This window comes from Nocardia sp. CA-145437, from assembly GCF_050956485.1.
Classification (GTDB): Bacteria; Actinomycetota; Actinomycetes; order Mycobacteriales; family Mycobacteriaceae; genus Nocardia.
In genome coordinates this window covers 1,231,422-1,257,350 of record NZ_CP191204.1, presented here as the reverse complement: position 1 = coordinate 1,257,350, position 25,929 = coordinate 1,231,422, and the positions used below count along the sequence as shown (strand labels likewise).

The 25,929-nt window shown below is 68.5% G+C and carries 28 protein-coding genes and 1 pseudogene; 7 read left to right on the top strand and 22 right to left on the bottom strand.

What is annotated here, in order from left to right; genetic code table 11:
- Position 1: 1 nt before the first annotated feature.
- The gene (locus ACQPYY_RS05525; protein ID WP_379105543.1) at positions 2–322 is read right to left on the bottom strand and encodes a GroES family chaperonin; all 321 of its coding nucleotides are present in this window, start codon (positions 320–322) and stop codon (positions 2–4) included.
- 124 nt (positions 323–446) lie between these two features.
- Between ACQPYY_RS05525 and ACQPYY_RS05520 the strand changes: the two genes are divergently transcribed.
- Positions 447–1,766: an FAD-binding oxidoreductase gene (locus ACQPYY_RS05520; protein WP_433594573.1), complete on the top strand. Its 1,320-nt coding sequence runs from the start codon at positions 447–449 to the stop codon at positions 1,764–1,766.
- A 45-nt stretch (positions 1,767–1,811) separates the two neighbouring features.
- A complete protein-coding gene (locus tag ACQPYY_RS05515) occupies positions 1,812–2,102 on the top strand; it encodes a GNAT family N-acetyltransferase (protein WP_379105541.1) in 291 nt (96 codons plus the stop codon).
- Positions 2,103–2,106: 4 nt separating this feature from the next.
- Here the strand turns inward: ACQPYY_RS05515 and ACQPYY_RS05510 are convergent, their stop codons facing one another.
- The gene (locus ACQPYY_RS05510) at positions 2,107–2,427 is read right to left on the bottom strand and encodes a hypothetical protein (protein WP_357097672.1); all 321 of its coding nucleotides are present in this window, start codon (positions 2,425–2,427) and stop codon (positions 2,107–2,109) included.
- 318 nt (positions 2,428–2,745) lie between these two features.
- On the opposite strand from ACQPYY_RS05510, the gene ACQPYY_RS05505 reads away from it, so the two are divergent.
- A complete protein-coding gene (locus tag ACQPYY_RS05505) occupies positions 2,746–3,270 on the top strand; it encodes a hypothetical protein (protein WP_433592957.1) in 525 nt (174 codons plus the stop codon).
- A 104-nt stretch (positions 3,271–3,374) separates the two neighbouring features.
- On the opposite strand, the gene ACQPYY_RS05500 is transcribed toward ACQPYY_RS05505, so the two are convergent.
- The 4 genes from ACQPYY_RS05500 to ACQPYY_RS05485 form a co-directional block, all read right to left on the bottom strand.
- On the bottom strand, positions 3,375–4,532 hold the full coding sequence (locus ACQPYY_RS05500) for an acyl-CoA dehydrogenase (protein ID WP_357097668.1): 1,158 nt from the start codon (positions 4,530–4,532) through the stop codon (positions 3,375–3,377).
- A gap of 141 nt (positions 4,533–4,673) precedes the next feature.
- Complete coding sequence (locus tag ACQPYY_RS05495; protein WP_379105535.1) at positions 4,674–5,369, bottom strand: TetR family transcriptional regulator; 696 nt, start codon at positions 5,367–5,369, stop codon at positions 4,674–4,676.
- Positions 5,370–5,404: 35 nt separating this feature from the next.
- The gene (gene purE, locus ACQPYY_RS05490; protein WP_357097664.1) at positions 5,405–5,908 is read right to left on the bottom strand and encodes a 5-(carboxyamino)imidazole ribonucleotide mutase; all 504 of its coding nucleotides are present in this window, start codon (positions 5,906–5,908) and stop codon (positions 5,405–5,407) included.
- On the bottom strand, positions 5,901–7,106 hold the full coding sequence (locus tag ACQPYY_RS05485) for a 5-(carboxyamino)imidazole ribonucleotide synthase (RefSeq protein ID WP_379105532.1): 1,206 nt from the start codon (positions 7,104–7,106) through the stop codon (positions 5,901–5,903). Before ACQPYY_RS05485 ends, purE begins: the two co-directional genes overlap by 8 nt.
- Before the next feature lie 138 nt (positions 7,107–7,244).
- Here ACQPYY_RS05485 and ACQPYY_RS05480 point away from each other — a divergent pair.
- A pseudogene (locus ACQPYY_RS05480) lies at positions 7,245–7,778 on the top strand (GtrA family protein); the annotation flags it as partial.
- On the opposite strand, the gene ACQPYY_RS05475 reads toward ACQPYY_RS05480, so the two are convergent.
- The 6 genes from ACQPYY_RS05475 to ACQPYY_RS05450 all read right to left on the bottom strand — a co-directional run bounded on the left by ACQPYY_RS05475 (position 7,759) and on the right by ACQPYY_RS05450 (position 12,980).
- On the bottom strand, positions 7,759–8,475 hold the full coding sequence (locus ACQPYY_RS05475) for a sensor histidine kinase (protein WP_433594572.1): 717 nt from the start codon (positions 8,473–8,475) through the stop codon (positions 7,759–7,761). The pseudogene ACQPYY_RS05480 and the gene ACQPYY_RS05475 overlap by 20 nt on opposite strands.
- A 623-nt stretch (positions 8,476–9,098) precedes the next feature.
- Positions 9,099–9,791 (bottom strand): response regulator transcription factor, encoded by a 693-nt coding sequence (locus ACQPYY_RS05470; RefSeq protein WP_433592956.1) that lies wholly within the window; start codon positions 9,789–9,791, stop codon positions 9,099–9,101.
- Between the two features lie 37 nt (positions 9,792–9,828).
- Positions 9,829–10,236 carry a hypothetical protein gene (locus ACQPYY_RS05465; RefSeq protein WP_433592955.1) on the bottom strand — a complete coding sequence of 136 codons (408 nt, stop codon included), beginning with the start codon at positions 10,234–10,236 and terminating at the stop codon, positions 9,829–9,831.
- 113 nt (positions 10,237–10,349) lie between these two features.
- Positions 10,350–11,660, bottom strand: coding sequence for a sensor histidine kinase (locus ACQPYY_RS05460; protein WP_379105526.1), 1,311 nt, complete (start codon positions 11,658–11,660; stop codon positions 10,350–10,352).
- Positions 11,661–11,747: 87 nt separating this feature from the next.
- On the bottom strand, positions 11,748–12,425 hold the full coding sequence (locus ACQPYY_RS05455; protein ID WP_040805082.1) for a response regulator transcription factor: 678 nt from the start codon (positions 12,423–12,425) through the stop codon (positions 11,748–11,750).
- A 33-nt stretch (positions 12,426–12,458) separates the two neighbouring features.
- Positions 12,459–12,980 (bottom strand): PH domain-containing protein, encoded by a 522-nt coding sequence (locus ACQPYY_RS05450; protein WP_379272303.1) that lies wholly within the window; start codon positions 12,978–12,980, stop codon positions 12,459–12,461.
- 151 nt (positions 12,981–13,131) lie between these two features.
- Between ACQPYY_RS05450 and ACQPYY_RS05445 the strand changes: the two genes are divergently transcribed.
- Together ACQPYY_RS05445 and ACQPYY_RS05440 are read left to right on the top strand one after the other, a co-directional pair.
- Positions 13,132–14,085 (top strand): acyl-ACP desaturase, encoded by a 954-nt coding sequence (locus ACQPYY_RS05445; protein WP_433592954.1) that lies wholly within the window; start codon positions 13,132–13,134, stop codon positions 14,083–14,085.
- A 59-nt stretch (positions 14,086–14,144) separates the two neighbouring features.
- Positions 14,145–15,554, top strand: a complete 1,410-nt coding sequence (locus tag ACQPYY_RS05440; RefSeq protein ID WP_433592953.1) for a protein kinase domain-containing protein — start codon at positions 14,145–14,147, stop codon at positions 15,552–15,554.
- A gap of 32 nt (positions 15,555–15,586) precedes the next feature.
- On the opposite strand, the gene ACQPYY_RS05435 is transcribed toward ACQPYY_RS05440, so the two are convergent.
- The 6 genes from ACQPYY_RS05435 to ACQPYY_RS05410 form a co-directional block, all read right to left on the bottom strand.
- The gene (locus ACQPYY_RS05435; RefSeq protein WP_433592952.1) at positions 15,587–16,387 is read right to left on the bottom strand and encodes a biotin--[acetyl-CoA-carboxylase] ligase; all 801 of its coding nucleotides are present in this window, start codon (positions 16,385–16,387) and stop codon (positions 15,587–15,589) included.
- Between the two features lie 64 nt (positions 16,388–16,451).
- On the bottom strand, positions 16,452–16,697 hold the full coding sequence (locus tag ACQPYY_RS05430; protein ID WP_433592951.1) for a hypothetical protein: 246 nt from the start codon (positions 16,695–16,697) through the stop codon (positions 16,452–16,454).
- Between the two features lie 245 nt (positions 16,698–16,942).
- Positions 16,943–17,287 (bottom strand): hypothetical protein, encoded by a 345-nt coding sequence (locus ACQPYY_RS05425; protein WP_379105513.1) that lies wholly within the window; start codon positions 17,285–17,287, stop codon positions 16,943–16,945.
- Positions 17,287–17,712 carry a DUF1707 SHOCT-like domain-containing protein gene (locus ACQPYY_RS05420; protein WP_379105511.1) on the bottom strand — a complete coding sequence of 142 codons (426 nt, stop codon included), beginning with the start codon at positions 17,710–17,712 and terminating at the stop codon, positions 17,287–17,289. The genes ACQPYY_RS05425 and ACQPYY_RS05420 overlap by 1 nt, the downstream gene beginning before the upstream one ends.
- A gap of 65 nt (positions 17,713–17,777) precedes the next feature.
- On the bottom strand, positions 17,778–19,571 hold the full coding sequence (locus ACQPYY_RS05415; protein WP_357282153.1) for a biotin carboxylase N-terminal domain-containing protein: 1,794 nt from the start codon (positions 19,569–19,571) through the stop codon (positions 17,778–17,780).
- 196 nt (positions 19,572–19,767) lie between these two features.
- Positions 19,768–20,667 carry a sulfurtransferase gene (locus ACQPYY_RS05410; protein ID WP_433594571.1) on the bottom strand — a complete coding sequence of 300 codons (900 nt, stop codon included), beginning with the start codon at positions 20,665–20,667 and terminating at the stop codon, positions 19,768–19,770.
- A gap of 166 nt (positions 20,668–20,833) precedes the next feature.
- On the opposite strand from ACQPYY_RS05410, the gene ACQPYY_RS05405 reads away from it, so the two are divergent.
- On the top strand, positions 20,834–21,649 hold the full coding sequence (locus ACQPYY_RS05405; RefSeq protein ID WP_379105507.1) for a helix-turn-helix transcriptional regulator: 816 nt from the start codon (positions 20,834–20,836) through the stop codon (positions 21,647–21,649).
- On the opposite strand, the gene ACQPYY_RS05400 is transcribed toward ACQPYY_RS05405, so the two are convergent.
- The 4 genes from ACQPYY_RS05400 to ACQPYY_RS05385 form a co-directional block, all read right to left on the bottom strand.
- Positions 21,575–22,216 (bottom strand): Maf family protein, encoded by a 642-nt coding sequence (locus tag ACQPYY_RS05400; RefSeq protein ID WP_357098483.1) that lies wholly within the window; start codon positions 22,214–22,216, stop codon positions 21,575–21,577. The genes ACQPYY_RS05405 and ACQPYY_RS05400 overlap by 75 nt on opposite strands.
- Before the next feature lie 6 nt (positions 22,217–22,222).
- The gene (locus ACQPYY_RS05395) at positions 22,223–22,534 is read right to left on the bottom strand and encodes an acyl-CoA carboxylase subunit epsilon (protein ID WP_433594570.1); all 312 of its coding nucleotides are present in this window, start codon (positions 22,532–22,534) and stop codon (positions 22,223–22,225) included.
- A 146-nt stretch (positions 22,535–22,680) separates the two neighbouring features.
- The gene (locus tag ACQPYY_RS05390; RefSeq protein WP_379105503.1) at positions 22,681–24,318 is read right to left on the bottom strand and encodes an acyl-CoA carboxylase subunit beta; all 1,638 of its coding nucleotides are present in this window, start codon (positions 24,316–24,318) and stop codon (positions 22,681–22,683) included.
- A gap of 252 nt (positions 24,319–24,570) precedes the next feature.
- The gene (locus tag ACQPYY_RS05385) at positions 24,571–25,761 is read right to left on the bottom strand and encodes a hypothetical protein (RefSeq protein ID WP_433592950.1); all 1,191 of its coding nucleotides are present in this window, start codon (positions 25,759–25,761) and stop codon (positions 24,571–24,573) included.
- Positions 25,762–25,929: the final 168 nt, after the last annotated feature.

Genomic DNA, 25,929 nt, shown 5'->3' with positions numbered 1-25,929 from the left:
GCTACAGGTACAGGCCGGTGCCGTGTTCGGGGTGGGTGTTGGCGACGGCGTGCAGATCGCGTTCGCGCAGTACGTAATACGCCTGCCCCTGGATCTCCACCTCGAACTGGTCATCGGCGCTGAACAGCACCTGATCGCCCACGCTCACCGCGCGCACGTGCGAACCGACGCCGCACACCTCACCCCAGGACAGGCGCTTGGCGACCTGGGCGGTGGCGGGAATGAGGATGCCGCCGCTGCTGCGCCGCTCGCCCGCCTCGGGGCTGAGTTTGACCATGACGCGGTCGTGCAGCATGTGGATTTCGAGCTTGGCATCGGACACCGCGGCAGTGTACTGCGCGGGAATGTCCGGTTCCGCCCCGGTGCCCGCCCGACCGCGTAGGTTCGGAACCGTGACGGGCCAAATCTCCGATATCGACGGCCTCCGGGCGCTACTGCCCGCGGGCATGGTGGTGACCGATCCGGATGTCCTGGGTGGTTATCGGCAGGACCGGGCGCTGGACCCGGACGCCGGGACCGCGCTCGCGCTGGTGCGGCCGCTCACCACCGGGCAGGTCGCGGCCACCGTGCGGTGGGCGGCCGAACACCGGGTGCCGATCGTGCCGCGCGGGGCCGGCACCGGGCTCTCCGGCGGGGCCACCGCCCAGAACGGGGCGCTGCTGCTGAGCACCGAGAAGATGCGCGCGATCAGCGTCGACACCGTGACGCGCACCGCGGTGGTGCAGCCGGGGCTGCTCAACGCCGAGGTGAAGCGGGCCGTCGCCGAGAAGGGGCTCTGGTATCCGCCGGACCCCTCCTCCTTCGAGATCTGCTCGATCGGCGGCAACGCGGCCACCAACGCGGGCGGGCTGTGTTGCGTGAAGTACGGGGTCACAACCGATTACGTGCTCGGCATGGAGGTGGTGCTGGCCGACGGCACCGCGGTGCGACTGGGCGGGCCGCGGCTCAAGGACTCCGCGGGCCTGTCGCTGACCAAACTGTTCGTGGGCAGCGAGGGGACGCTCGGCATCATCACCGAACTGACCCTGCGGCTGCTGCCCGCGCAACCGCCGCAGTCCACGGTGGTGGCGAGCTTCCCGACGCTCACCGCCGCCACCGACGCCATCCTGGCCATCACCGGCCAATTGCGGCCGTCCATGCTGGAATTCATGGATTCGGTGGCCATCAACGCCGTCGAGGACGAGCTGCGGATGGGGCTCGACCGGCAGGCGGCCGGACTGCTGGTGGCGCGCTCCGACGCCCCGGGCGAACACGCCGGGCACGAGGCCGACCTCATGCTGGCGGCGTGCGAGAAGGCCGGGGCCACAGAGGCTTTCCGCACCGACGATCAGGAGGAGGGCGAAGCCTTCTGCGCGGCACGGCGATTCGCCATCCCCGCCGTGGAGCGCAAGGGGCCGCTGCTGCTCGAGGATGTCGGGGTGCCGCTGCCCCGGCTGGGGGATCTGGTGAACGGGATCGCGGAGATCGCGGCAAACCGCCAGGTTTTGATCTCCGTCATCGCGCACGCGGGCGACGGCAACACCCATCCGTTGATCGTGCACGACCCGGCGGACCCGGAAGAATCCGAACGAGCACATCTGGCATTCGGCGAGATCATGGATCTGGCCATCGCCCTGGGCGGCACCATCACCGGCGAACACGGTGTCGGCCGCCTGAAGAAGCCGTGGCTGCCCGACCAGCTCGGCCCCGACGTGATGGGGCTCACTCGCCGGATCAAGAATGCGCTGGATCCGAACGGGATACTCAATCCGGGTGCGGTGATGTGAACCCCCTCAGGAACAATCAGCATCACAGAGGAGTTCACACAGGTCATGAGCACCAAGCTGGAACACAATGCCGACGCGACCCGCTACGAGATCTACCTCGACGGCACTCTCGCGGGCTACGCCGACTACGCGGAGCGGGTCGACGGCGACGTCAAGGTCCGCGATATCCAGCACACCATGACCTTTCCCGAGTTCCGGGGCCGCGGCGTGGCCGCGCAAGTGGTGGAGTACGCGTTGCGGGACGCCCGCACCGAGGGCTTCTCGGTCATCCCCACCTGCTGGTATGTGGAGAAGTACATCGGCGAGCACCCCGAATACGCCGACCTGGTGGCCTGATTCGCTAGTTGGCGCGGTGGTGCCGGCGCTGCCAGACCCGGAAGTGCCGGTCGGCGCTGCCCACCATCGCCTCCCCCACCTTCGCGTCGTCGAACCCCGGCAATGACTGCAGCTTCGTCAGGAACACGGTGTCGGCGGCCGAGTAGGGCACCACGCATCCCTTTCCGGTCGCCCCGATGAGCACGAAGAACACGTCCCCGGCGAACGGCCCGTCCGCCGCGGTGATGATGCGCACTTCCGCCAGCTCCGTCCACGCGACCTCTTCCACCCGCCCGTCGGCCAGTGTCCGCCGCACGAAGGTGTCGTTGATTTCGACTCCGGACATGGCTCCATAGTGCCCCCAGCATCCCGGCCCGAACAGCCCTCGAATCCGTGCTTCACCTGAGGAAGCGGGAAAGAAAAACTCTGGCGAACCCCCCTGCCGCACATCGAGGGCGAACCGTTTCCCGGAGCAATTCTCCAGCTATTGAAGAGTTTTCGACGTGCCGCGATCCCGCGCGTCATCCGGGCAACCGCTGATTCGTCCACAGCGATTCACAGCAGATTCCATGCTGTGTGAAGTATTTACATTTCACCAGGCGGGTTAGTGTCCCGAAGCCCCCTCGACACAGGGGTTTTCGACAACTCGGGAGACACAGTCCTTATGAAGAAGTCGGTTCTCGCTCGATCGGGCGCCGGAATCGCGGGGGCCGCGGCCGCCGCCGCCGTCACCATCGCGATGGCCCCCGCCGCCTCGGCCCAGATCGCCATCACCACCTCGACGGCCTACTGCGCCGACACCACCTACACCGTCACGCTGCCCGCCGCCGACGCCGCCACCATGGCGAGCCAGTACGGGGACAACAACTTCGTGCTGCAGGCCACCAACACCAGCACCAATGTCACCTGGTGGTCGGCCGCGCAGGCCTCGGTCTCCGGGCAGGACCTGACCTTCCAGTGGACGCCGTCGCAGTCGATCCCGGCCTCGGGGACCGCCACCGGCACCTGGAGCCTCTACATCACCGAGGCGCACGTCGCGGCGACCGCGCTCGGACCGGTGTCGGTCACCGTCGTGCAGACCGCGCCGCAGGGCACCACCTGCCTGCCGCAGACCAGCACCGGCAGCTCGACGCTGACGCCGCTGGGCAGCATCATCAGCAATCTGCTGAGCAGCCTCTCGGCCCAGTAGACGCGAACTTCGGTCCAGCCCAACCCTGGACCGAAGCGACCGGAGGCGGCCCGAACGAAAGTCGGTGCCGCCTCCGGGTGTTCGTCACGCCGTCCGGAGCCGAATCAGCGCAGGATCTGGCGGGACATGACCAGACGCTGGATCTGGTTGGTGCCCTCGTAGATCTGGGTGATCTTGGCGTCGCGCATCATGCGCTCCACCGGGAAGTCGGTGGTGTAGCCGGCGCCACCGAAGAGCTGGACGGCGTTGGTGGTGACCTCCATGGCCACATCCGAGGCGAAGCACTTGGCGGCCGCGGAGATGAAGCCCAGGTTCTTCTCGCCACGCTCGGCGCGGGCGGCCGAGGTGTAGACCATCAGGCGGGCGGCCTCGACCTTCATGGCCATGTCGGCCAGCATGAACTGGGTGTTCTGGAAGTCGGCGATGGCCTTGCCGAACTGCTTGCGATCCTTGGTGTAGGCGATCGCGGCGTCCAGCGCGCCCTGCGCCAGACCCACGGCCTGCGCGCCGATGGTCGGGCGGGTGTGGTCCAGAGTCTGCAGCGCGGTCTTGAAACCGGTGCCCGGCTCGCCGACGATGCGGTCGCCCGGAACCTTGCAGTTCTCGAAGTACAGCTCGGCGGTCGGGGAACCCTTGATGCCCAGCTTGTGCTCCAGCGGGCCGACCACGAAGCCCTCGTCGTCCTTGTGGACCATGAACGAGGAGATGCCGTTGGCGCCCTTGTCGGCGTCGGTCACGGCCATGACGGTGTACCAGTCGGACTTGCCGCCGTTGGTGATCCAGCACTTGGAGCCGTTGATGATCCAGCCGTCGCCGTCCTGACGGGCCCGGGTGCGCATGGAGGCGGCGTCGGAGCCGGCCTCACGCTCGGACAGCGCGTAGGAGGCCATCTTGCCCGCGACGATGTCGGCGAGCACCTTGGTCTTGAGCTCCTCGGAACCGTTCAGGATCAGGCCCATGGTGCCGAGCTTGTTGACGGCGGGGATCAGCGAGGAGGAACCGCAGACGCGGGCCACTTCCTCGATCACGATGCAGGTGGCGACCGAGTCGGCGCCCTGGCCGCCGTACGCCTCGGGCACGTGCACGGCGTTGAAGCCGGCCGCGTTGAGGGCGGTCAGCGCCTCCTCGGGGAAGCGGGCGTTGCCGTCCACGTCCTTCGCGTAGGGGGCGATCTCCTTCTCACACAGGCCGCGGATGGCCTCGCGCAGCTCATGGTGGAAGTCCTCGAGCTGGAACAGGTTGAAATCGGGGTTGCCCGCCATGGGGTTGTCTCCTGGTCGTCGCCAACGTTGCGGCACTGAGTGCCATTTGCAGCCAACTATACGCCGCGATATCGCGGCCACGTGCAGGTACTTCGTCACAACGCTGTGGCACGCAGTGTCAAATACTGCACCGCGGTTACTTCACAGCGTATCGAGACGACGGGCCAGCAGGTCCGCGACCTGCCGAGGCGCCAGATCACGGGGGAACACCGCCACCACCATCTGATCCGAACCCGCCGCCGCCTCGCGGCCCGCTCCCCCACGCGGAATCGCCGCCAGCGCCGATCGCAGATCCTCCGGACTGGCCGCGGACTCGCCGCGCACCATGCGCCGCAGCAGATAGTTGTGGGTCGCCGTCACCGCGGCGGTGAACTGCACCAGCGCCAGATCCGAAGTCCCCGGCAGCGTCCGGCGCAGGTAATCGGTGAACAACCGCTCGTAGCGGAACACCGTCACGATCTCGCGCTCGCGCAGGGTCGGCACCTGCCGCACCACCCCGTAGCGGCGGGCCGCGAGGTCACGCCACTGCGTGAACCGTTCGAACACCTCGACCACGGCCTCGCACACGGCATCCCAGGCATCCCCGCGCGCGGCCTCCAGGAAGGCCCGCGCCTGCGTCAGCTGCGACTCGTGATCGGCGAAGACCACATCCTCCTTGGACCGGAACTGCCGGAAGAAGGTACGCCGCGAGATTCCCGCGGCCTCCGCGATCTCGTCGACCGTCGTTGCCTCGTAACCCTTCTCGGCGAACAACCGCAGCGCCTGGTCCACCACCGTCAATCGGCGTTCGGTCGAATCCGCGTCGGCGCGCGGCCGCGCGGGCTGGTCGTTGGGCATCCGCCAACGGTAGCCCGGCGCGGGAGCCCGGTGGCTCAGCCCAGCAGTTTGGTCCGCAGCGCTTCGTCCTTCTCCAGGACGAGGGTTTCCAGGTTGGCCTGGAATCGCTCCATGCGCGAACGCAATTCGGGGTTCGCGGTGGCCAGGATGCGCGCCGCCAGCAGGCCCGCGTTGCGGGCCCCGCCGATGGAGACGGTGGCGACCGGCACACCGGCCGGCATCTGCACGATCGACAGCAGCGAGTCCATGCCGTCGAGGTACTTCAGCGGCACCGGGACGCCGATCACCGGCAGCGGCGTGGCCGAGGCGACCATGCCCGGCAGGTGCGCCGCGCCGCCCGCGCCCGCGATGATCACCTTGATGCCGCGGTCCGCGGCGGTCTTGGCGTAGTCGAGCATGCGCTGCGGGGTGCGGTGCGCGGAGACCACGCCCACCTCGAAGCGGATCCCGAACTCGGCCAGCGCTTCCGCAGCGGCTTCCATGGTGGGCCAGTCGGAGTCCGACCCCATGATGAGGCCAACCTGGGCGGTGTCAGTCATGGTGCGGATCCCATCCGTCGGTCCAGATCGCGTGCGACATCCAGTGCGCCGCGCGCTCGGCTTTCTCCCGCGTCTCGGCGGCGTCGTCGCCGAGGACATTGATGTGGCCGATCTTGCGGTCGGGGCGTTCGCCCTTGCCGTAGAGGTGCACCTTGGCCTCGGGGAGACGGGCCGAAAGATGGTGCAGGCGTTCGTCCATCGACATCTCGGGGGCCTCGGGCGCGCCCAGGATGTTGGCCATCACGGTGACCGGGGCCAGCGGCTTGGTGCTGCCCAGCGGGTAGTCCAGCACCGCGCGCACGTGCTGCTCGAACTGTCCGGTGCAGGCGCCGTCCATGCCCCAGTGTCCGGAGTTGTGCGGGCGCATCGCGAGCTCGTTGACGAGCAGTTCGCCGGAGTGGGTCTCGAACAGCTCCACCGCCATCGCACCGGTGACGCCCAGCTCGGCGGCCAGCCGCAGGGCCAGCGCCTCGGCCTCGGTGGCCTTCGCCGTCGGCAGGTTCTGGGCCGGCGCGATCACGACCGCGCACTGGCCGTTGCGCTGCACGGTCTCGACGACCGGCCAGGCCGCGGCCTGACCGAACGGGGACCGCGCCACCATGGCCGACAGTTCACGCTTCAGATCCACCTTGGCCTCGGCCATCAGCGAGACCCCGTGCGCCAGCTGGTCCTCGATGATCGGGGTGGCCTCGGCGGCGTCGGCGGGCATCCAGACGCCACGGCCGTCGTAGCCGCCGCGCACCGCCTTCAGCACGAAGGGCCAGCCGTGCTCGTCGGCGAAGGCGACGGCGTCGGCGACCGAGTTCACCTCGGTGTAGGCCGGGATCGGCACGTCCAGCTCGGCCAGCTTGCGGCGCATGCGCAGCTTGTCCTGCGCGAAGATCAGCGCCTGCGGCCGCGGCTGCACGTTCACGCCCTCGGCGATCAGCGCCTCGAGGTGCTCGGTGGGCACGTGCTCGTGGTCGAAGGTCAGCGCGTGGGAACCGATCGCGGCCTTGCGCAGCGCGGCCAGATCGTGGTGGCTGCCGAGCACCACGTCCGGAGTGACCTGCGCGGCCGGGTCGTCGGGCCGTTCGGCGAGCACGCGCAGCCGCTGGCCCAGCGCGATGGCCGCCTGGTGGGTCATGCGCGCGAGCTGGCCGCCGCCGATCATGGTGACGGTGGGCATCGCGGAGGTATCGAAGGAACGGGCGCTCACGCTGCACTATGTTGTCATGACACCCACCGGCGGCTCGCCCGTGGGTCGTATGACAGGTATCGGCGAGTCTCCCGAAACGCCGCTGCCCCGATTTGTACCGGCCCGACACAGCCCAGCCGAGAGACGTAGACTCGGCCCGTGTCATTTGTCGATGAAGTGGTCAATCGCCTGCCCGCGCCGCTGCGGGCCCTCGCGGACCGCCATTACGAACTCCTGAAGTTCGCGATTGTCGGTGCGACCACGTTCGTCATCGACCTCGGAATCTTCTACGTCCTGAAATGGACGATCATGGACACCAAGCCCACGGTGGCCCGCATCATGTCGGGAATCGTCGCGGTCATCGTGTCCTACATCCTCAACCGGGAATGGACGTTCGACAAGCGCGGTGGTCGCGAGAAGCACCACGAAGCGCTGTTGTTCTTCCTGGTCAGCGGTATCGGCGTCGGCCTGGCCGCGCTACCGCTGTGGGTGTCGAGCTACGTGTTCGACCTCCGTCAGCCCAATGTGAGTTTCACCGTCGAGAACATCGCGGACTTCTTCAGCGCCTTCATCGTCGGCAACCTGCTGCAAATGGCGTTCCGATTCTGGTCCATGAAGAAGTGGGTCTTCCCGGACGAAATGCAGGAACTCCAGGACGAATTCGAGGACCTCGTCAACGAGAACGAGGAACAGCTGGGTCACAGCTGAGGGTGATGGTCAGGCGGACACCGCCTGCCGGACTTTCCCCGATTGTCGCGGTTCCGCCGTGTAAGCGGGCTTGCTGAACCACCAGCGCGAGACCCAGGCCACTGCCCGGTGTCGGGCTCGCCCGATAGAACCGTTCGAAGACCCGCTCGCGATCCGCGGCGGGAATGCCGCTCCCGTTGTCGTCGATGGTCAGCACCGCGTGACCGTCCGCCGGGTGCGCCGCGATCTCGATCCGATCCGCGCCGCCGTGCCGCACCGCATTGGTGACGGCGTTGTCGACCACCGAGCGCAGGCCCGCGGCCAAGCCGCGCAGGCGAATCGGCTCGACCCCCTCCGTGCCGATCGTCACCCCCGGATACTGCCGCCGGGCGTCGTCCACCACCTGGTCGACCACCTCCCCCAGATCCAGATCCGCCCAATCGGATGCGGTGGTGAGATCGCCCACCGCCAGCCGTTCCAGCGCGTGCAGGGTGGCCTCGACCGAGCTCTGCGCGCTCAGCACGTCGTCGAGGATCTCCGCGCGTTCGGTGTCGGACAGCGGCATCGACCGCAGCACCTGCAGGTCGGTGCGCATGGCGGTGAGCGGGGTGCGCAATTCGTGCGCGGCGGTGGCGGCGAAATCGCGGGCGGTGACCAACGCCTCGTCGGTGTGACGGCGCTCGGTGGCGATCCGTCCCAACATGGTGTTCATGGCCTGCGCCAATTCCGTTGTCTCACTGGCCACCGGATGGCGCGGGGTCTCCACCGCGAGGCCCGCGCCGAGTCCGGCCGTCGCGGCGGTCAACCGGCGCAGCGGAACGACGGCGCGATGTGCGGCCAGCCAGCCCAGCACCGCCGCGAGCGCCACCCCCGCGACGCCGATCAGCACGATCCGGATGCGTTGCCGGGTAGCCGAATCCGAGGCGACCTCGGTGGGGACGGTCAGCGCGACCGGCTCACCGTTCAGGGCCACGGTGCGCGAGAACTCCGCATTCGGATTGCCCGGATCGACGCGGGTGATGAGCAAGCCCGGCGACGGGGAGGCCGGCAGCGCGGGCAAGGCGGTCGGCGGTTGCGCCGGAGTACCCGGGACCGGTCGCGCGGGAGCACCCGGTTCCGGCAGCTGCACCGTCTCGGCGGGGGCCAGCGCGATCGCACTCACGATGCGGCCCACCTGGTTCGACGCCTCCGCGGGCGCGAACGCGAACAGCACCACCGACATGACCGCTACCACCACCGCGGCCGTCGCGGCACTCGCCAGAGCCACTCGGGCCCGCAGGGACAGGGCCATCCGACCCCGCGGCGGGAGCCGTCGCAGCGTCCGGATCATGGCTCGGCCCGCAGCACGAAACCGACGCCGCGGACCGTGTGGATGAGACGCGGGCACCCGGTGTCCTCGATCTTTCTGCGCAGGTAGGAGACGAAGACGTCGACCACCTTGGTCTGGGTTTCGAAGTCGTAGCCCCACACCCGATCCAGCAGCTGCGTCCGGGAGAAGACCTGTCCGGGAGCCGAGGCCAGCGCGGCGAGCAGATCGAATTCGCGTTTGGTCAGCTCGAGGGGGGTGCCGTCGATCGCGGCCCGGCGCGCGCCCGGCAGCACCGTGAGCGGGCCGACCGTGATGCGGTCATCGGAGACGTGGGCGGGCGCGGGGGCCCGGCGCAGCATGGCGCGCAGCCGCGCCACCAGCTCACCCAGATCGAAGGGCTTGGTCAGGTAGTCGTCCGCCCCCGCCTCCAGGGCGTCGATGCGATCGGTGACCTCGGCGCGGGCGCTCAGCACGCAGATCGGGATGTCGTTGCCGAGCGCGCGCAACGCCGTCACCACCTGGACGCCGTCCAGATTCGGCATGTTCAGGTCCAGCAGCATGGCTTGCGGGGCGTCGGTCGCGATGTGGCGCAGCGCGGCGGCCCCGTCCGCCGCGGTCTCGACCTCGAAACCCGACATCCGGAGCCCCCGCGCGACCGAGGTCAGCACCCTGGCATCGTCGTCCACAATCAGAATCCGGGGACCCGTCACGGCATCAGACGATACGGGCGCGGACTGAGAAAACTTCTCAGCGAGCCGGGTTCAACACGATGGTGTGCGACGGCGAGTGGCCGTCCGGCACCGCCACCACGGGACCGTCGGGCAGGACCACGCCCGGTTCCAGCGGGACCGCCGGAATCGAGTCCGGCCCGATCGGCTCGCCGGGCTGGAGCCGCCGCACGATGATATTGCCGTCGCGGTCCTTGATCACCACCGTGCCCGGACCGGTCGGCTCACCCGGCAGGGCGGGCAGCGCCGGCTCCAGGGGCAGCGCCGGCTGGGTGGCCAGGGCCGGTCCGGAGCTACCCGTATCCGCCAGTCCGGCAATCGAATCCGGGGTGTCCGCGTGCGCGGTCGCGGGCAGCGCCGCCACGGTGAGGGCGGCGGCGCCGATGACACCGGCGGTCAGAGTGCGGCGAACGGTGAACGTGGGCATAGGATCTCCTGTTCTTCGTCGACGATCGCTCGTCGGTTCCTGATGACCGGACCCACCGTAGGAACCGAGTTCTCAGGGCCGGATAACGAAGAGTTAGAGAACCGATAGAAGAATCAGCGCGGCTCGGCGCCCACCGAGATCGGTCGCGACGCCACCCCCGACGATCCGAGGAACACCGCGAACAGGGCGGGGCGGCGGCGCTGCAGTTCCAGCCGGCCGCCGTCGGCCTCGATGAGCGCGCGGGCCAGGGCCAGCCCCACACCGGTGGACCCCGCCGCCGAGAAGCCGCGGTCGAAGATGTGTGGCGCCAGCTCATCTCGCACCCCGTCGCCCTCGTCGGCGACCTCCACCACCACCAGCGGTTCGCGGTCGTCCATGCGGCCCGCCACCGTGCGCACCGACACCGTGCAGGTGCCGCCGCCGTGCATGAGCGCGTTGTCGACCAGCACGGCCAGCGCCTCCCGCAGACGGGAACCGGTCACCGGCGCTTTCAGGGTCGGGTCGCCGAGCAGCACCAGTTTGCGCCCGGCCTCGGCGAAGGGATGCCGCCATTCCGCTACGACACTGCGCAATTCGGCCACCACGGGCAGCGGATCGCGTTCGGCCGCGCCCTCGTCGCGGGAGGCGCGCACCAGTTCGTCGATGGCGTCGGTGAGCCGATCCACCTGCGCCATGGCCTCTTCCGCCTCGTGCACGACGGCCGGATCGGCATGCGCGGACAGTTCGTCCAGGCGCAGCCGCACCGCGGTGAGCCGGCTGCGCAGCTGATGCGAGACGTCGGCGACCAGGGCGTGCTCGCGTTGCAGCCGGCCCGCGATCTCCACGGTGGCCGAATCCAGCACGTCGGAGACGCGATCCAACTCGGTGATGCCGTGCCTGCGCGGGTCGGCGCGGAAGTCGCCCATGGCCAGCCGGGCCGCGCGGGCCGCCACGTCCCGCAGCGGGTCGGCTACCCGGCGCGCGGTCACCACCGCCACCGCGATGCCCGCGCCCAGCGAGATGAGCACCAGGCCCAGCACCGCGCCGAGCGCCTGCCGCTGCATGGAATGCATGGGCGCGGAAGGGATCTCGAGGCGCAGCGAGCCGTTGATGCCCATCGACCAGGACTCGGCCAGCGGATCGACCACCGTCTCCGCGCCGATGTCGATCTTCTTGTTGTTCTCCGACTGGGTCGGATAGATGATCGTCAGCTTGCCGTTGGCCGGGATCAGCAGCCGCACCGCCTTGGTGTCCAGCTCGCCGTACACCATGCCGTCGTGCTCCTGCCGCATCACCTCTTCGGAGATGCTGTTGAGCCGGTTGCGCAGTTCGTTGCGGCTGATGTCCTCGACCCACTTCCAGGCCGTGAACGCCAGCGGCACACCGAGAACCAGGGTGGTGAGGGTCAGCGCGGCCACCATGGACAGCAGGATCCTGCGTCTCATCGTCGAGATGCCTCGCTTCGCCGGGGCTTCGGGGTTCGCACGCGCACGGAACAGCACAACAGATCGATCGGCAGAGATTTCGAACGGCTAGTCGGTATTGAACCGGAAGCCTACGCCGCGCACGGTCACGATACGCCGCTCGGCCACCGGACCCTCGTCACCGATCTTGCGGCGCAGCCACGACATGTGCATGTCCAGGGTCTTGGAGCCGCGCAGATCCGCGTCCCCCCACACCTCGCGCAGGATGGTCTCGCGCGAGACCACCTGCCCGGCGCGGTCGATGAGCACCTTCAGCAGCTCGTACTCCTTGTTGGCGAGGTTCACCTCGATGCCGTTCACCAGCACCCGGCGCGCCGCCGGCTCCAGCCGGATACCGCCGACCTCCACCGCCTCGTCGCCGATTCCGCTGCGGCGCAACAGCGCCCGCACCCGGGCCAGCAGTTCGGCCAGCCGGAACGGCTTGCCCACATAGTCGTCGGCGCCCGCGTCCAGGCCGACCACGAAGTCCACCTCGTCGGTGCGCGCGGTCAGCATGAGCACCGCCAGCTCCGCGCCGCGGGCCCGCACCTGACGGCACACCTCGAGCCCGTCCATGCCGGGCAGCCCGAGATCCAGGATGAGCAGGTCGTGACCGCCCTCCAGAGCCCGCTCGAGCACGGCGGGACCATAGCTCTCCACGGTCACCGAATAGCCCTCGCGGCCCAGCGCCCGCGACAGCGGCGCGGCGATGGCCTCGTCGTCTTCGGCCAGCAGTACTGCGGTCACGGCATCAGCCTACGGGTACGCACCGGCGGAACCCTAGAAGCCGCCGCCGTTCGGATTCTTCTGCACCACATCGAAGACCTGGTGGTAGAGCAGGTTGTGCACCCGCTGCACGTGCGGAATGTCGTCGTACTCCAGCGGATCCTCCGACGCCGACCCGATGATCAGGGTGCCGGTGCCCAGCATGCGGTCGAACAACCCATGGCGGAACTGCACATTCGAGATCCGGTTCATCGGAATGTCGATGCCGGTGTGGGTGAGCACGCCCTGCCGGATCAGCACCCGGCGATCGGTCACGATGAAATGCGTCGATTTCCATCGGATGAGCGGAGCGACGCTGCGCCACAGCACGATCCCCGCCCACAGCGCGAGAATGCCGAGCAGCAGACCGGTTCGGAGACCGTCCTCGGTATTGCGCGCCGCCACCCCGGCGCCGAATCCGGCCAATGCCGTGATCAGGATGAAAGTCACAGCGGGCCAGAACAACATCTTCCAATGCGGATGGCGATGTAGGAGCAGCACCTCTTCGGGGGCCAGTGCCTCCTCCGGATAACCCATGCCGAAACCCTATCCCGCCGAGATGCCGGAATGCCTCACGCGGCCCCGGGGACCGGGGCACAATCGTGCGGTTGCCGGTAGCATCGTCGGCACGCGTTTGCCGTTCGTCATCAGCAGGCTCCACCCGGTGTGCAAGACACAGGAGGCGTGTGTGACCCGAGAGTTGACGCAATACCAGATACTTCGCGAGCTCGAACCCGTTGCCGAAGAGAACCTGAACCGGCATCTGTCGATGGCCAAGGATTGGCACCCGCACGATTACGTGCCGTGGGACCAGGGCCGCAATTTCGCCGCCATGGGTGGTGAGGACTGGGATCCGTCGCAGTCCACACTGTCCGAGGTCGCCAAGGTCTCGATGATCACCAATCTGCTCACCGAGGACAACCTGCCCTCCTACCACCGTGAGATCGCCGAGAACTTCTCCCAGGACGGCGCCTGGGGCACCTGGGTGGGCCGCTGGACCGCCGAGGAGAACCGCCACGGCATCGTCATGCGCGACTACCTGGTCGTCACCCGCGGTGTGGATCCGGTGGCTCTGGAGCAGGCCCGCATGATCCACATGACCGGTGGCGCGCAGTCGCCCGACGAGTGGGGCGGCTTCCTCGACAATGTCGCGTATGTGACGTTCCAGGAGCTGGCCACCCGCGTCTCCCACCGCAATACCGGCCGCGTCTGCGACGACCCCATCGCCGACCGCATGCTGCAGCGCATCGCCGCCGACGAGAACCTGCACATGATCTTCTACCGCACCCTCTGCGGCGCGGGCCTGGACCTGGTGCCGGATCAGGCGATCGACGCCATCACCCGGGTGCTCACCAGTTTCGTCATGCCCGGATCGGGCATGCCCAACTTCCGCCGCAACGGCGCGCTGATGGCCAAGCACGGCATCTACGACCTGCGCCAGCACATGGACGAGGTGGTCGCGCCGGTGCTGAAGAATTGGAATGTCTTCGAACGCAACGATTTCGGACCCGCCGGCGAGCAGGCGCGTGAGACCCTGGCCGCGTACATGGAGAAACTGGGCAAGGACGTGGTCAAGTTCGAGGAGCAGCGCGACCGCCTGCTCGCGCGGGAAGCCGCCCGCGGGGTGCTGCAGACCGCATGACCGTCACCCGCGTGCTGCGCGGGTGAAATAAATTCGGTTCGCTATGGTAGTCCCCCAGTGTGACGAGAGGAACTCCGTTGGGGGATGGCTATCTGGGCCGATACCGCCTCGACGAACTGCTCGGCAGCGGCGGGTCGGCGGAAGTGTGGCGCGCCCACGACACCGCGACGGATCGGACCGTCGCGCTGAAGCTGCTGGCGCCCGTGCTGACCGCCGACCCCGAATACCGGGAACGGTTCGAACGGGAGGCGCGGGCCGCCTCGATGCTGCACGGACCCCACGTGGTCGCGGTGCACACCTACGGCGAGCTCGAGGGGCGACTGTTCATCGAGTCCGAGTTCGTCGACGGCCTCGATATCGAAGCCCTGCTCGAATGGGAGGGGCCGATGGCCCCGGACGCGGCCGTCGGGCTGATCGCGCAGGTCGCCTGCGCCCTCGACGAAGCCCACACCGCCGGGCTGGTGCACCGCGACGTCAAACCGCAGAACATCATCGTGGCGCCCGACGACGTCGCCTACCTGATCGACTTCGGCACCGCGCTGCAGGACGGGCAGACCGCCATCACCCAGACCGGCATGCTGATCGGCACCCCCGCCTACATGGCGCCCGAACGCTTCGACGGCACCGTCTCGATCCGCTCGGACGTGTACTCGCTGGCCTGCGTCCTCTACGAATGCCTCACCGGCGAGCGGCCCTTCCGGGTGAAGAACCCCGCCCAGCTGATGCGCGCCCATCTGGAACGCGTGCCGGAACCGCCGTCCAAGCGGTCCCCGGCCGTCCCCGCGGCCCTCGACCGCGTCGTCGCCCAGGGCCTGGCCAAGAATCCGGCCGAACGGTACGCCACCGCAGGCGAATTCGCGGACGCCGCCCGCGCCGCGCTCACCGAGTGCGCGCTGCCTGAGACCGTCGCCGACCCGGAACCCGATGACGGGGCGACCGTGAGCATTCCGATGCCCCGCCCGCCGGTGGCGGCGAAAATTCCCTCCGGACAGCCCGATTCGCCCGAACCCGACCCGGATACGCGAACCGTCGCGCTGCCGATGGATTCGCTCACCGCCGAGCCCCCACCCATCCACCGGTGGACGAAACAGCGCAAGGTCGCCGCCGCCGGTATCGCCGTCGCGGCGCTGGTGCTGGCCCTGGGGGCGTCCTGGATCGGCGGGAGCTCAGCCGACCCCGAGCCCCGGCAGACGCGGGCGCCCGGCACGATCGCGAAAACGCCGGTCCAGGAATCGGTTCCGACGACGACCGAACAGCCGGTGCAGGAGCAGCTCCCGCCGCCGGAGCCGAGCGGGCCCGAGGTCCCGGAGCAGCCCGCACCGGCCATGCCGGTCATTCCGCTGCCGACCGTGCCGTGGAACCTGCCCAATCTCCCCGATCTCCGCAATATCCCGGCTCCCGACCTGTGGCCCGACACCATTCCGAGGAAGCCGGGCGGCGATCGCCGCGGGCACGGAAACAAGCAGTAGCCGGATCCGGGTGCGGCGAGATCGGTTTCCGCTCAGTACTCGGCGCGCAGATGAGTGACGTCACCGGCGGAGACGGCGCGGTCTCCGATCAGCAGACGGCCGTTCTCGTCGATGCCGGTGGCGACGCCGGTGAGCACCTCGCCGCCCGGCAGCTCCGCGCGGACCTGCGCGCCGAGGGTGGCGCAGCGTTCCCGATAGGCGGCCGCCAGCTCCGTGATGTCCCAGCCCGCCGCCTCCCAGGCGGTGAAGCGCCGCGCGAACTCGCGCAGCATGGCCTGGGCCAGCGCGGTCCGGTCGACACCGGGCGCGCCCGCCAGCAGCAGCGAGGTGCCATGCGGGACAGGCAGTTCGGCATCGGTGAGCGAGACGTTCAGGCCGACGCCCACCACCACCGCCGGATCCGGGCCCACCGCGGCGATCTCGGCCAGAATGCCGGCCAGTTTGCGAGCGTCCACCAGCACGTCGTTGGGCCACTTGAGGACCGCCTTCAGACCGGTCTCGGCCCGCACCGCGTCCACCACGGCGATCCCGGTGAGCAGCGGCAGCCAGCCCAGCACCGCCGGGTCGATGCCGCGCACCCGCACCAGCACCGACATCGCGATCTGCGCCCGCGCGGGGCTCACCCACTGCCGGTCGTGGCGGCCGCGGCCGTGCTCCTGCGCCTCGGCGATCAGCACCAGCCGATCGGCACTCGAATCCGCGGCCCGCGCAACCAGATCCGCGTTGGTCGAACCGGTTGACTCGACCACCTCGATGGCCGAGAAGAACCCCAGCCCCGGCGACTCGGCAATGCTCCGGCGCAGTACATCGGCGTCCAGCGGCGACCTCTCCATGACCCGAGACGCTACCCGTCCCGCCTCTCCGCGCCTTCAGCGGACAGCTACGTGTCGTCGACAGTCACACAACCTGGCCGGCGGTTGGGTACCGAACCGATTTCGGACGTACCCCCGGAGTTACCCCGACCGGCACGAGATCGGTGGTCACGTCGGAATACGAGGAGTCCCATCCAGGCTCATGCGGCTCGCAATAGCCCGCGAGCGCGGTGAACAGCTCGGCGAGGGCGCGCTCGGAGACATCCGAGTACGCGCCGTCGTCCGTCTCCCCGCCCTCGTCCTCGGTCTCGTCGAATTCCGGGTCGGTCACGGTCGGTTCCGGGTCGCGTATCCGCCACGCGGTGAACGATCCCGCCGCCGCCCGATCAGCCTGGTGTCTGCTCCATTCCCACATAACCGCCTCCCCTGGTCGTCGGTTCCGGATGCGATTCCAGACTGACGCACGACAGGGGCCTGGCACGAATGATTTTCCGGCGGACGAACACGATCTCCGCTGGTGAACAAGCGTTTTCGGGAGTTGATCAGGTTTCCGGACCGGACAGCCGGACGACGATCTCAGGCGTCGACGGGGTCCAGGCCGAGCGCGCCGGCGGTGAATCGGCGGACCGAGACCAAGCCGTCCTCGAGGGCGGAGTCGTATCCGGTACGGGCCCAGCCGGTCACGGTCGCGGTGCCGTCGGCATGGGGGTGCACGCCGATCTCGGCGACCAGTTCGGCGGTGGTCGGCACGCACACCGCCCACGAGAAGTGGCTCTCGTCGGCCCATTCCGCGGTGCGGCGGTCCACGTAGCCGGGATCGGTGATGCCGCCGTCGGCCAGTGCCGGGCGGTCGTCGATGCGCTCGTCGGCGCGCAGGGCCCGCAGATACCAGCTGCCCGCGTTGATCTCGATGGGTTCCATCAGTCCTCCTGTCCGCGGTCGAGCCGCCGCCGTCGATCCCGGCGCTCGCCCCGCTTGCGGCGTTCCCGGCCGCTCTCCCCGAACAGCACCGCGCCCGCCAGCGGGATCAACAGGAACACCCACCACTGATGCGTGATGAGGAACAGGATCACCGCGACGATCGGCACCACCGGCATGATCCGCTCCGGCGGAATCGAACCGAACGGCATCCGGCGCGGCGCCGGAGCGGGCTTGTCCGCCACCGGTTCCGGCAGATCGGTGAACACCTGCTCCAGGTCGCCGCGGGTCAGCGCCGCGGCCACGACGCCACTGCGTTCGTCGAACTCGGCCACGCTGAGCCGTCCCGCCGCGAAGTGGTCCGACAGCCGTTTCATCGCGTCCTCGCGCTCGACGGTGCCGATACGGATCTCCGGTGGTTCAGCCATGCCACGACATTAGCGCGAGTGGCCGCTCACCTGCAGGTGAGCGGCCACTCGCGAATTGTCTTGCGTTACTTGATCTCGGCCAGGACGGTGCCCTGGGTGATGGCCGCGCCGGCCTCCACCGCGAGACCCGTGATGACACCGGCCTTGTGGGCGGTGACCGGGTTCTCCATTTTCATGGCCTCGAGCACCACGACCAGGTCGCCCGCCTCGACGGACTGGCCCTCTTCGACGGCCACCTTGACCACGGTGCCCTGCATCGGGGCGGTCACGGCGTCACCGGAAGCGGCACCCGCGCCCGCGCCGCCGCGCTTGCGCGCCTTGGGCTTCTTGCGGACGACGCCCGCGCCATTGGCGGACGCGGCGGCACCGACCGAGAACTGACCCGGCAGCGACACCTCGAGGCGACGGCCACCGACCTCGACGACGACCTTCTGGCGCGGAGCCTCTTCGTCCTCTTCGATGGCGACAGCGCCCGTGTAGGGCTCGATCGGGTTGTCCCACTCGTTCTCGATCCACTTGGTGTAGACGTCGAACTTCTCGCCGTCACCGATGAACGCGGGGTTCTCGACGATGTGGCGGTGGAACGGGATGACGGTCGCGAGACCCTCGATCTGGAACTCGGCCAGCGCGCGAGCGGCACGCTGCAGCGCCTGTTCACGGTTCTCACCGGTCACGATCAGCTTGGCCAGCATGGAGTCGAACTGACCGCCGATGACCGAACCCTCGACCACACCGGAGTCGACGCGCACACCGGGGCCCGCGGGCTCGCGGTAGACGACGACCGGGCCCGGGGCGGGAAGGAAGCCGCGACCGGCGTCCTCACCGTTGATGCGGAACTCGAACGAGTGGCCGCGCGGAGTCGGGTCCTCGGTGATCGACAGCTCGTGGCCCTCGGCGATGCGGAACTGCTGACGCACCAGGTCGATTCCGGCGGTCTCCTCGGTGACCGGGTGCTCGACCTGCAGGCGGGTGTTCACCTCGAGGAAGGAGACGGTCTCGCCCTGCACCAGGTACTCCACCGTGCCGGCGCCGTAGTAACCGGCTTCCTTGCAGATGGCCTTGGCGGAGGCGTGGATCTTGCCGCGCACCTCGTCGGACAGGAACGGGGCCGGAGCCTCTTCGACGAGCTTCTGGAAGCGGCGTTGCAGCGAGCAGTCACGAGTACCCGCGACCACGACATTGCCGTGCTGGTCGGCGATGACCTGAGCCTCGACGTGGCGGGCCTTGTCCAGGTACTGCTCCACGAAGCACTCACCACGACCGAACGCCGCGATCGCCTCACGCGTCGCGGACTCGAACAGCTCCGGAATCTCCTCGATGGTGTGCGCGACCTTCATGCCACGACCACCACCACCGAACGCGGCCTTGATCGCCACCGGAACACCGAACTCCTTGGCGAACGCCACGACCTCGTCGGCGTCCTTGACCGGGTCCTTGGTACCCGCGGCCATCGGCGCCTTGGCGCGCTCGGCGATGTGGCGCGCGGTGACCTTGTCACCCAGGTCGCGGATGGACTGCGGCGAGGGGCCGATCCAGATCAGTCCGGCGTCGATCACGGCCTGCGCGAAATCGGCGTTCTCGGAAAGGAACCCATAACCGGGGTGGATCGCGTCGGCGCCGGCCTTCGCGGCGGCGTCGAGGATCTTGTCGAACACCAGGTACGACTCGGCCGAGGTCTGACCACCGAGCGCGAACGCCTCATCGGCGAGCTTCACGAACGGCGCGTCGGCGTCCGGTTCGGCATACACGGCCACACTGGCGATACCGGCGTCCTTGGCGGCCCGGATCACGCGCACGGCGATCTCGCCTCGGTTGGCTACGAGGACCTTTGTGATCTGCGCGTTGGCATGGTTGGGCACTGAGCCTCCTGTGCTCTGGATACTTTCGTCTGTCGGCAGTGTAGGCATCGTGCCAACAATGACCGAACCCGGCTAGGGCTACCAATGAGTAGGCCCAGAGAGTGGGCGTGCGACTCTCGAGGCCTTATTTTTAGAACCTGTTCTATCAGACTCCGCGGAAGCCTCCACAGGGAATCCCCCGAAGGGGGTTCGGGCGTTACGAGCTTGCCACGACCGAGGGCGCCGCGCCGGGTTCTTCACCGATCACGATGGGCGCCCCCACGGCATTGGCCCACTCGGTCCAGGAGCCGTCGTAGTTGCGCACCCCGTCCACGCCCAGCAGGTAGGTCAGGACGTACCAGGTCAGCGCCGACCGCTCCCCCACCCGCGAGTAGACCAGCGGCGCGACCCCCTCGATCACCCCGCCGTAGATGACGTCCAGTTCGACCCGGGGCCGGAAACGGGCGTCCGCGCCCACCGACGAGGTCCACGGGATATTGACCGCGGTCGGGATGTGACCCGCGCGCAGCGCCTGCTCCTCGGGACGGTCCAGCACCACCAGATCGCCGGTGTACTCCTCGAACGCGCGCGAGTCGATGAGCGGCCCGCCCAGGTGCGCCACCACGTCCTGCCGGAAGGCGCGCGCCGACTTGTCGTCGCGATCGGCCACCGGGTACTCACCCCGCCCGGCCGGGGGCACCTCGAAGGTGGTGTCGCGAGCCTCGGAGATCCAGGCATCGCGGCCGCCGTCCAGCAGGCGCACGTCCTCGTGCCCGAAGAGGGAGAACACCCACAGGGTGGCGGCCGCGGTGCCATTGGATTTATCGCCGTAGACGACCACGGTGTCGCCGCGTTCGATGCCCTTGACCCGCATAAGGTTGGCGAAGGTCGCGCCGTCGACGACATCGCGAGTACGCGGATCGATCAGCTCGGTCCGCCAGTCGATCTTGATGGCACCCGGGACATGGCCGATGTCGTATAGCAATATGTCTTCGTTGGACTCGATGATCTTGAGTCCCGGCGTGCCGATGTTTGCCGACAGCCACTCTGTGGTTACTAGTCGGTGAGGATGTGCGTAGGAGCCGAATGAGTGATGCGGATCCGGAGCGACAGGCACGTTGTGGTCCTTCACGCGTGGTGGGTTAGGTATTGGTGGTTCGATTCTCTGCACCGATCGTAGGCATGTGGCGGTTACGAAACTCGTTTCAGATCACGAATCGGATGATTGGGCGAATTAAGCGCAGCTTCATCCGATAAAGTCTCTCGGAGAGGAGGGGTGATCTATGTCCGATTCTTGGCCGCGACGGCGACTGCTGGCGATCCTACGTGGCGCCAGCGAGCCTCTCGACGCCCAGGAACTCGCGCGCGTCACCGGACAGCATGTGACAACGGTGCGTTTCCATTTGGATGTGCTGACCCGGGAATCGCTGGTCCGCCAATTCCAGCAGCCGCCCCGCGGCCGCGGCCGCCCGCGCATCGGCTATACCGCTGTACAGCGATCGGTGGGTTATCAGGAATTGGCGCAAGTGCTGGCCGATCAGCTCGGCAGCGACCCGCGCCGCCGCTCGGAAGCCGCCATCAGCGCGGGCCGGGCCTGGGGCTCGAAACTCGAAGCCGCCGACCAGCCCATCGAATCGCTCGAGGACGCCAAGGACCTCACCGTCACCCTGATGTCGGAACTCGGCTTCGCGCCCGAACGCGATCAGGCCGGCGAGACCGACGAATCCGCCTTGATCCGCATGACCGCGTGCCCGCTGCGCGAACTCGCCCGCACCCACTCCGAAGTGGTGTGCGGCGTGCACCTGGGCCTGATGCGTGAAGCCCTGGACCGCAACGGCGGCCGGGAGAACGTGAACGTGCGCCTGCATCCGTTCGTGGAGCCCGAATTGTGCGTGGCGCGACTGGAATTGCTGCAGGGCCGCCCCGGCGAGGACGCGCGTGACGGTCAGGCCGAGACCGACGAACCCCGATCAGCCACCGGCGAGCCCAGATTGGCGCCCTCGGCCGGGCGGATCGCGCCGCAACTACGCGCGGCCACCGATCCACAGCCGCGCAATGCCGACACCCACCTCGGCAAGCAGTCGACGAACCAGTGGTAGTCCGATACCGATGACGCTCGACGGGTCGCCGTCGATCTTGTCCACGAACCAGCCGCCCATGCCGTCCAGCGTGAAGGATCCGGCCACCTGCAGCGGCTCCCCCGTCGCGATGTACGCGTCGAGTTCCTCCGGCTCGGGTTTGGCGAAATGCACCGTGGTGGAACTGCAGTCGGCGGCCTCGCCGACGATCTCTCCGGCATTCAGCCGCAGCACACAGTGACCGGTCAGCAGATCAGCGCTGCGTCCGGCCATCTCGGCCCAGCGCGCGCGGGCGACCTCGGGAGTCAGGGGTTTGCCCTGCAGAACACCGTCGACGAGCAGCATCGAATCGCAGCCCACGACAACGGAATCGGTGAAGGCGGGATCACCCGCCAGCTGCCCGGCCACCTCCAGCGCCTTGGCGCGGGCCAGCTCGATCACCACTCGATCGGGCGGGGTGTCCGGGGGAAGAGCCTCGGCCACGGCGTCCTCGTCCACGTGGGACACCCGGACGACCGGCTCGACGCCCGCGTTGCGCAGGACGCCGAGCCGAGCCGGAGATTGTGACGCCAGTACGAAGACGGTCACAAGCCGTCAGTCGCGCAGGTGCGAGAGGGCCGGAAAGGCGTAGGGGGAGAACGGCGAACTGCCGCGGTGCAGCAGGGTCGGGCGACCCCACATGTCCGCCGGGCCACGGTCGGCCGGGGCGGGGGCGGTCGCCGACGCGGCGGCGAACACGCTCACCAGGGCGGCGAGCTCGAGGTCGGTCGGGTTGCCCTTCAGGACCTGGATGACCGGACCGGTGCTCGCCGGTTCGATCTCCGCGACGGCGGTGTCGATGGCGTCCGCCAGATCCTCGGCAGCCAGATCCAGTTCGGCGGCGCGCAATACCTCTTCATCGGCCATGGTCGTCACAGCGCCAGTCCTCCTGTCCTTCGCCGCGGGGGTGGTGCGGCGTTCCTTCATCTTTGCCCGGATGAGGCGATCGTGCGCGGTACGAGTCCCACTGTCCTATTCGACAGTGTGCGCCTCACACCGCGCATATCGCATTCTCAGAGCGGAATGTTGCCGTGCTTCTTCGGCGGCAGGGACACCATCTTGCGCTCCAGCAGACGCAGCGCCGACACGATCTGGCCGCGGGTGTGCGACGGCGGGATGACCGCGTCGACGTAACCGCGCTCGGCCGCCACGTACGGGTTCACGAGGGTGTCCTCGTACTCGTTCTGCAGCTCGAGGCGCAGAGCGTCGACGTCGTTGCCCTCGGCGGCCGCGGTCTGCAGCTGCTTGCGGTACACGAAACCGACCGCTCCGGACGCACCCATGACCGCGATCTGAGCGGTCGGCCACGCCAGGTTCACATCAGCGCCCATGTGCTTGGAACCCATGACGTCGTAGGCGCCGCCGTAGGCCTTGCGGGTGATGATTGTGATCTTGCCCACAGTGGCCTCACCGTAGGCGTAGAGCAGCTTGGCGCCGCGGCGGATGATGCCGTTGTACTCCTGGCCGGTGCCCGGCAGGAAGCCCGGCACGTCGACCAGGGTGATGATCGGGATGTTGAAGGCGTCGCAGGTGCGCACGAAGCGCGCGGCCTTCTCCGAGGCGTCGATGTCCAGGCAGCCCGCGAACTGCGAGGGCTGGTTGGCCACGAAGCCGACGCTGCGGCCGTCGATGCGGGCGAAGCCGACGATCACGTTCATCGCGCGCTCGGCCTGGACCTCGAGGAACTCCTCGTCGTCCACCAGGCGCTTGATGACCTCGTGCATGTCGTACGGCTGGTTCGGGGAGTCCGGGACGATGGTGTCCAGCTCGAGGTCGGCCTCGGTGAGGTTCTCCTCGATGGCGCCCGCGTTGGCGGTGGCCGGGAAGCGGGGGGCCTCGGCACGGTTGTTGCTGGGCAGGTAGCCGAGCAGGTCGCGCACGTAGTCCAGGGCGTCCTGCTCGCCGGAGGCGACGTAGTGCGCGACACCGGACTTGACCATGTGGGTGTGGGCGCCGCCCAGCTCCTCCATGGTGACTTCCTCGCCGGTGACGGTCTTGATCACGTCGGGGCCGGTGACGAACATCTGCGAGGTCTGGTCGACCATGACGACGAAGTCGGTCAGGGCGGGCGAGTAGACGTGGCCACCCGCGGCCGGGCCCATGATCAGCGAGATCTGCGGGATGACACCCGAGGCCTGGATGTTGCGGTGGAAGATCTCACCGTAGAGGCCCAGGGAGACGACGCCCTCCTGGATGCGCGCGCCGGCGCCCTCGTTGATGCCGACGAGCGGACGACCGGTCCGCAGCGCCAGGTCCATCACCTTGACGATCTTCTCGCCGTAGACCTCGCCGAGCGAGCCACCGAAGACGGTGACGTCCTGGGAGAAGATGCAGACGTCGCGGCCGTCGATGGTGCCGTAGCCGGTCACCACGCCGTCGCCCAGCGGACGCTGGTTCTCCAGGCCGAAGTTCACACTGCGGTGCCGGGCCAGCGCGTCGAGCTCGACGAAGGAACCCTCGTCCAGCAGGGCGAGGATGCGCTCACGCGCGGTCATCTTGCCCTTGGCGTGGACCTTGTCGACCGCCGCCTCACCCATCGGGTGCTTGGCCTCTTCCAGCCGATTGCGCAGGTCAGCCAGCTTGCCGGCGGTGGTGTGGATATCGGGGGCACCCGCCGGACCCGGCGAAGGCTGATGCTGGACACTCGTCATGCCCCGGAGTGTAACCAGTACCAGACCCGCTTCGTAATCCAGTCGGGGCTACTCGCGAGTACGGTTATTGACTACCCGCCAGTTAAAACCCGCAGGTAGAGCCCAATATCCGCCTTCTCCACCGGGCAAACTCGAACAATGTTCAATAGTGGATCTCGCCAGTCATCCCGGCAAGCTTTTGGCGGGGTCCACACTTCGGTTCACCGCGCCACTCCCCGGTTCCACCGAGCCGCCGCCGGAACCGGCGACGGCTCAACGCATTACGCCCGTGTGGCCCGTCGAGTACCGGCCCGGCTGCGGCCAGATGGTGAGCCCGTGCGCCCCACGGCCGACCGGAATCCGGGCCAGCAGCTTCCAGTCGACGATGTCGATGGCGTACACCTCGCCGTGGTTGCGGCCCGAGACCCAGAACACCCGTCCGTCCGCGGACAGGTTGCCCATGTCAGGGCTGCCGCCGCCGGGGATGCGCCAGGTGTCGGCCAGCTGTCCGGTGGCGAAGTCCCAGACCGAGATGCTGCCCTCGCCGCGGTTGGTGATGAGCATCCGCTTCGAGTCGCGGGTGATGTAGAGGCCGTGGGTGCCGCGGCCGGTCTCGACGAAACCGGTGTTGTCGAAGGTCCGGGCGTCGAAGACGTAGATGCCGCCCGCCATCATGTCGGCCACGAAGAAGGTGCGGCCGTCGGGCGAGAGCTTGACGTCCTGCGGCATGCCGGACGAGCCGCCGGGCAGGTCGATCATGCGCAGCAGGCTCAGGCCCGCGATGTCGACCACCGCCATGCGCCCGCCGAATTCGCAGCTGACCAGGGCCGTGCGGCCGTCGGCGGTGAAGTCCATGTGATTGACGCCGTGGCATTCGGGCACCGCGATGTCGTGCAGCTTCTGCCAGCTGTGCGGGTCGTAGAAGTCCAGTGAGCGGTCGGCCTCCGCGACGACCAGGGCGTACTTGCCGTCCGGGGTGAAGTACATGTTGTACGGGTCGCGGACGGGGATGGGGTCGCCGGGTTTGCCGGTGCGCGGATCGATGGGCAGCAGGCTGCCGCCACCGATGGGCAGATCGTTGTTGGCGTAGAGCGTCTGCAGGTCGTAGGCGGGCACCACGTGCTGAGGTTCGGCGCCGCCGGAGGGGTAGCTGTCGACGATCTCGAAGGTGGCCGGGTCGATGACGGTGATGGTGTGCGACTCGCTGTTGGGGACGTAGACGCGGGTGGGCTGCCCGGCGACGGCGGGGCTCAGTTCCCGGGTGGCGGCGTAGACGTCGGTGGGTGAGAGCGGCGGCGGCATGCCGGGCAGGAGATGCGGCGCTTCGGCCGCGGCGGGCGCCGCGCCGGTCGGGGCGGAAGACGGTGCGGCGGTCGGCGATGCGGGACCGGTGTCACCGTTCGAGCAACCGGACAGCATCGCCAGCGAGAGAATCAGACCCAGACGTGCACCCCGCGCGATCACAGGGTGCACCGTGCCATGCCGACATTGCGGTGAGCTGACATGTCATTGCGGTGAGCTGACATGTGGTCGAATAGTAGGCGGCGGCACGGACGTTCACGGCGACAACGCTGGATGTCGCCGCGCCGCGCGCTTCGGGCAAAAGCCATCTTTCAGCAAATGCGGGCAAGC

Bases quoted from the DNA above. Each gene is read 5' to 3' on its own strand.
- ACQPYY_RS05520 (WP_433594573.1), top strand. From the start codon at position 447: ATGGTGGTGACCGATCCGGATGTCCTGGGTGGTTATCGGCAGGACCGG.
- ACQPYY_RS05515 (WP_379105541.1), top strand. From the start codon at position 1,812: ATGAGCACCAAGCTGGAACACAATGCCGACGCGACCCGCTACGAGATC.
- ACQPYY_RS05510 (WP_357097672.1), bottom strand. From the start codon at position 2,427: ATGTCCGGAGTCGAAATCAACGACACCTTCGTGCGGCGGACACTGGCC.
- ACQPYY_RS05505 (WP_433592957.1), top strand. From the start codon at position 2,746: ATGAAGAAGTCGGTTCTCGCTCGATCGGGCGCCGGAATCGCGGGGGCC.
- ACQPYY_RS05500 (WP_357097668.1), bottom strand. From the start codon at position 4,532: ATGGCGGGCAACCCCGATTTCAACCTGTTCCAGCTCGAGGACTTCCAC.
- ACQPYY_RS05495 (WP_379105535.1), bottom strand. From the start codon at position 5,369: ATGCCCAACGACCAGCCCGCGCGGCCGCGCGCCGACGCGGATTCGACC.
- purE (WP_357097664.1), bottom strand. From the start codon at position 5,908: ATGACTGACACCGCCCAGGTTGGCCTCATCATGGGGTCGGACTCCGAC.
- ACQPYY_RS05475 (WP_433594572.1), bottom strand. From the start codon at position 8,475: ATGTTGGGACGGATCGCCACCGAGCGCCGTCACACCGACGAGGCGTTG.
- ACQPYY_RS05465 (WP_433592955.1), bottom strand. From the start codon at position 10,236: ATGCCCACGTTCACCGTTCGCCGCACTCTGACCGCCGGTGTCATCGGC.
- ACQPYY_RS05460 (WP_379105526.1), bottom strand. From the start codon at position 11,660: ATGAGACGCAGGATCCTGCTGTCCATGGTGGCCGCGCTGACCCTCACC.
- ACQPYY_RS05450 (WP_379272303.1), bottom strand. From the start codon at position 12,980: ATGGGTTATCCGGAGGAGGCACTGGCCCCCGAAGAGGTGCTGCTCCTA.
- ACQPYY_RS05435 (WP_433592952.1), bottom strand. From the start codon at position 16,387: ATGGAGAGGTCGCCGCTGGACGCCGATGTACTGCGCCGGAGCATTGCC.
- ACQPYY_RS05425 (WP_379105513.1), bottom strand. From the start codon at position 17,287: ATGGAACCCATCGAGATCAACGCGGGCAGCTGGTATCTGCGGGCCCTG.
- ACQPYY_RS05420 (WP_379105511.1), bottom strand. From the start codon at position 17,712: ATGGCTGAACCACCGGAGATCCGTATCGGCACCGTCGAGCGCGAGGAC.
- ACQPYY_RS05405 (WP_379105507.1), top strand. From the start codon at position 20,834: ATGTCCGATTCTTGGCCGCGACGGCGACTGCTGGCGATCCTACGTGGC.
- ACQPYY_RS05395 (WP_433594570.1), bottom strand. From the start codon at position 22,534: ATGGCCGATGAAGAGGTATTGCGCGCCGCCGAACTGGATCTGGCTGCC.
- ACQPYY_RS05390 (WP_379105503.1), bottom strand. From the start codon at position 24,318: ATGACGAGTGTCCAGCATCAGCCTTCGCCGGGTCCGGCGGGTGCCCCC.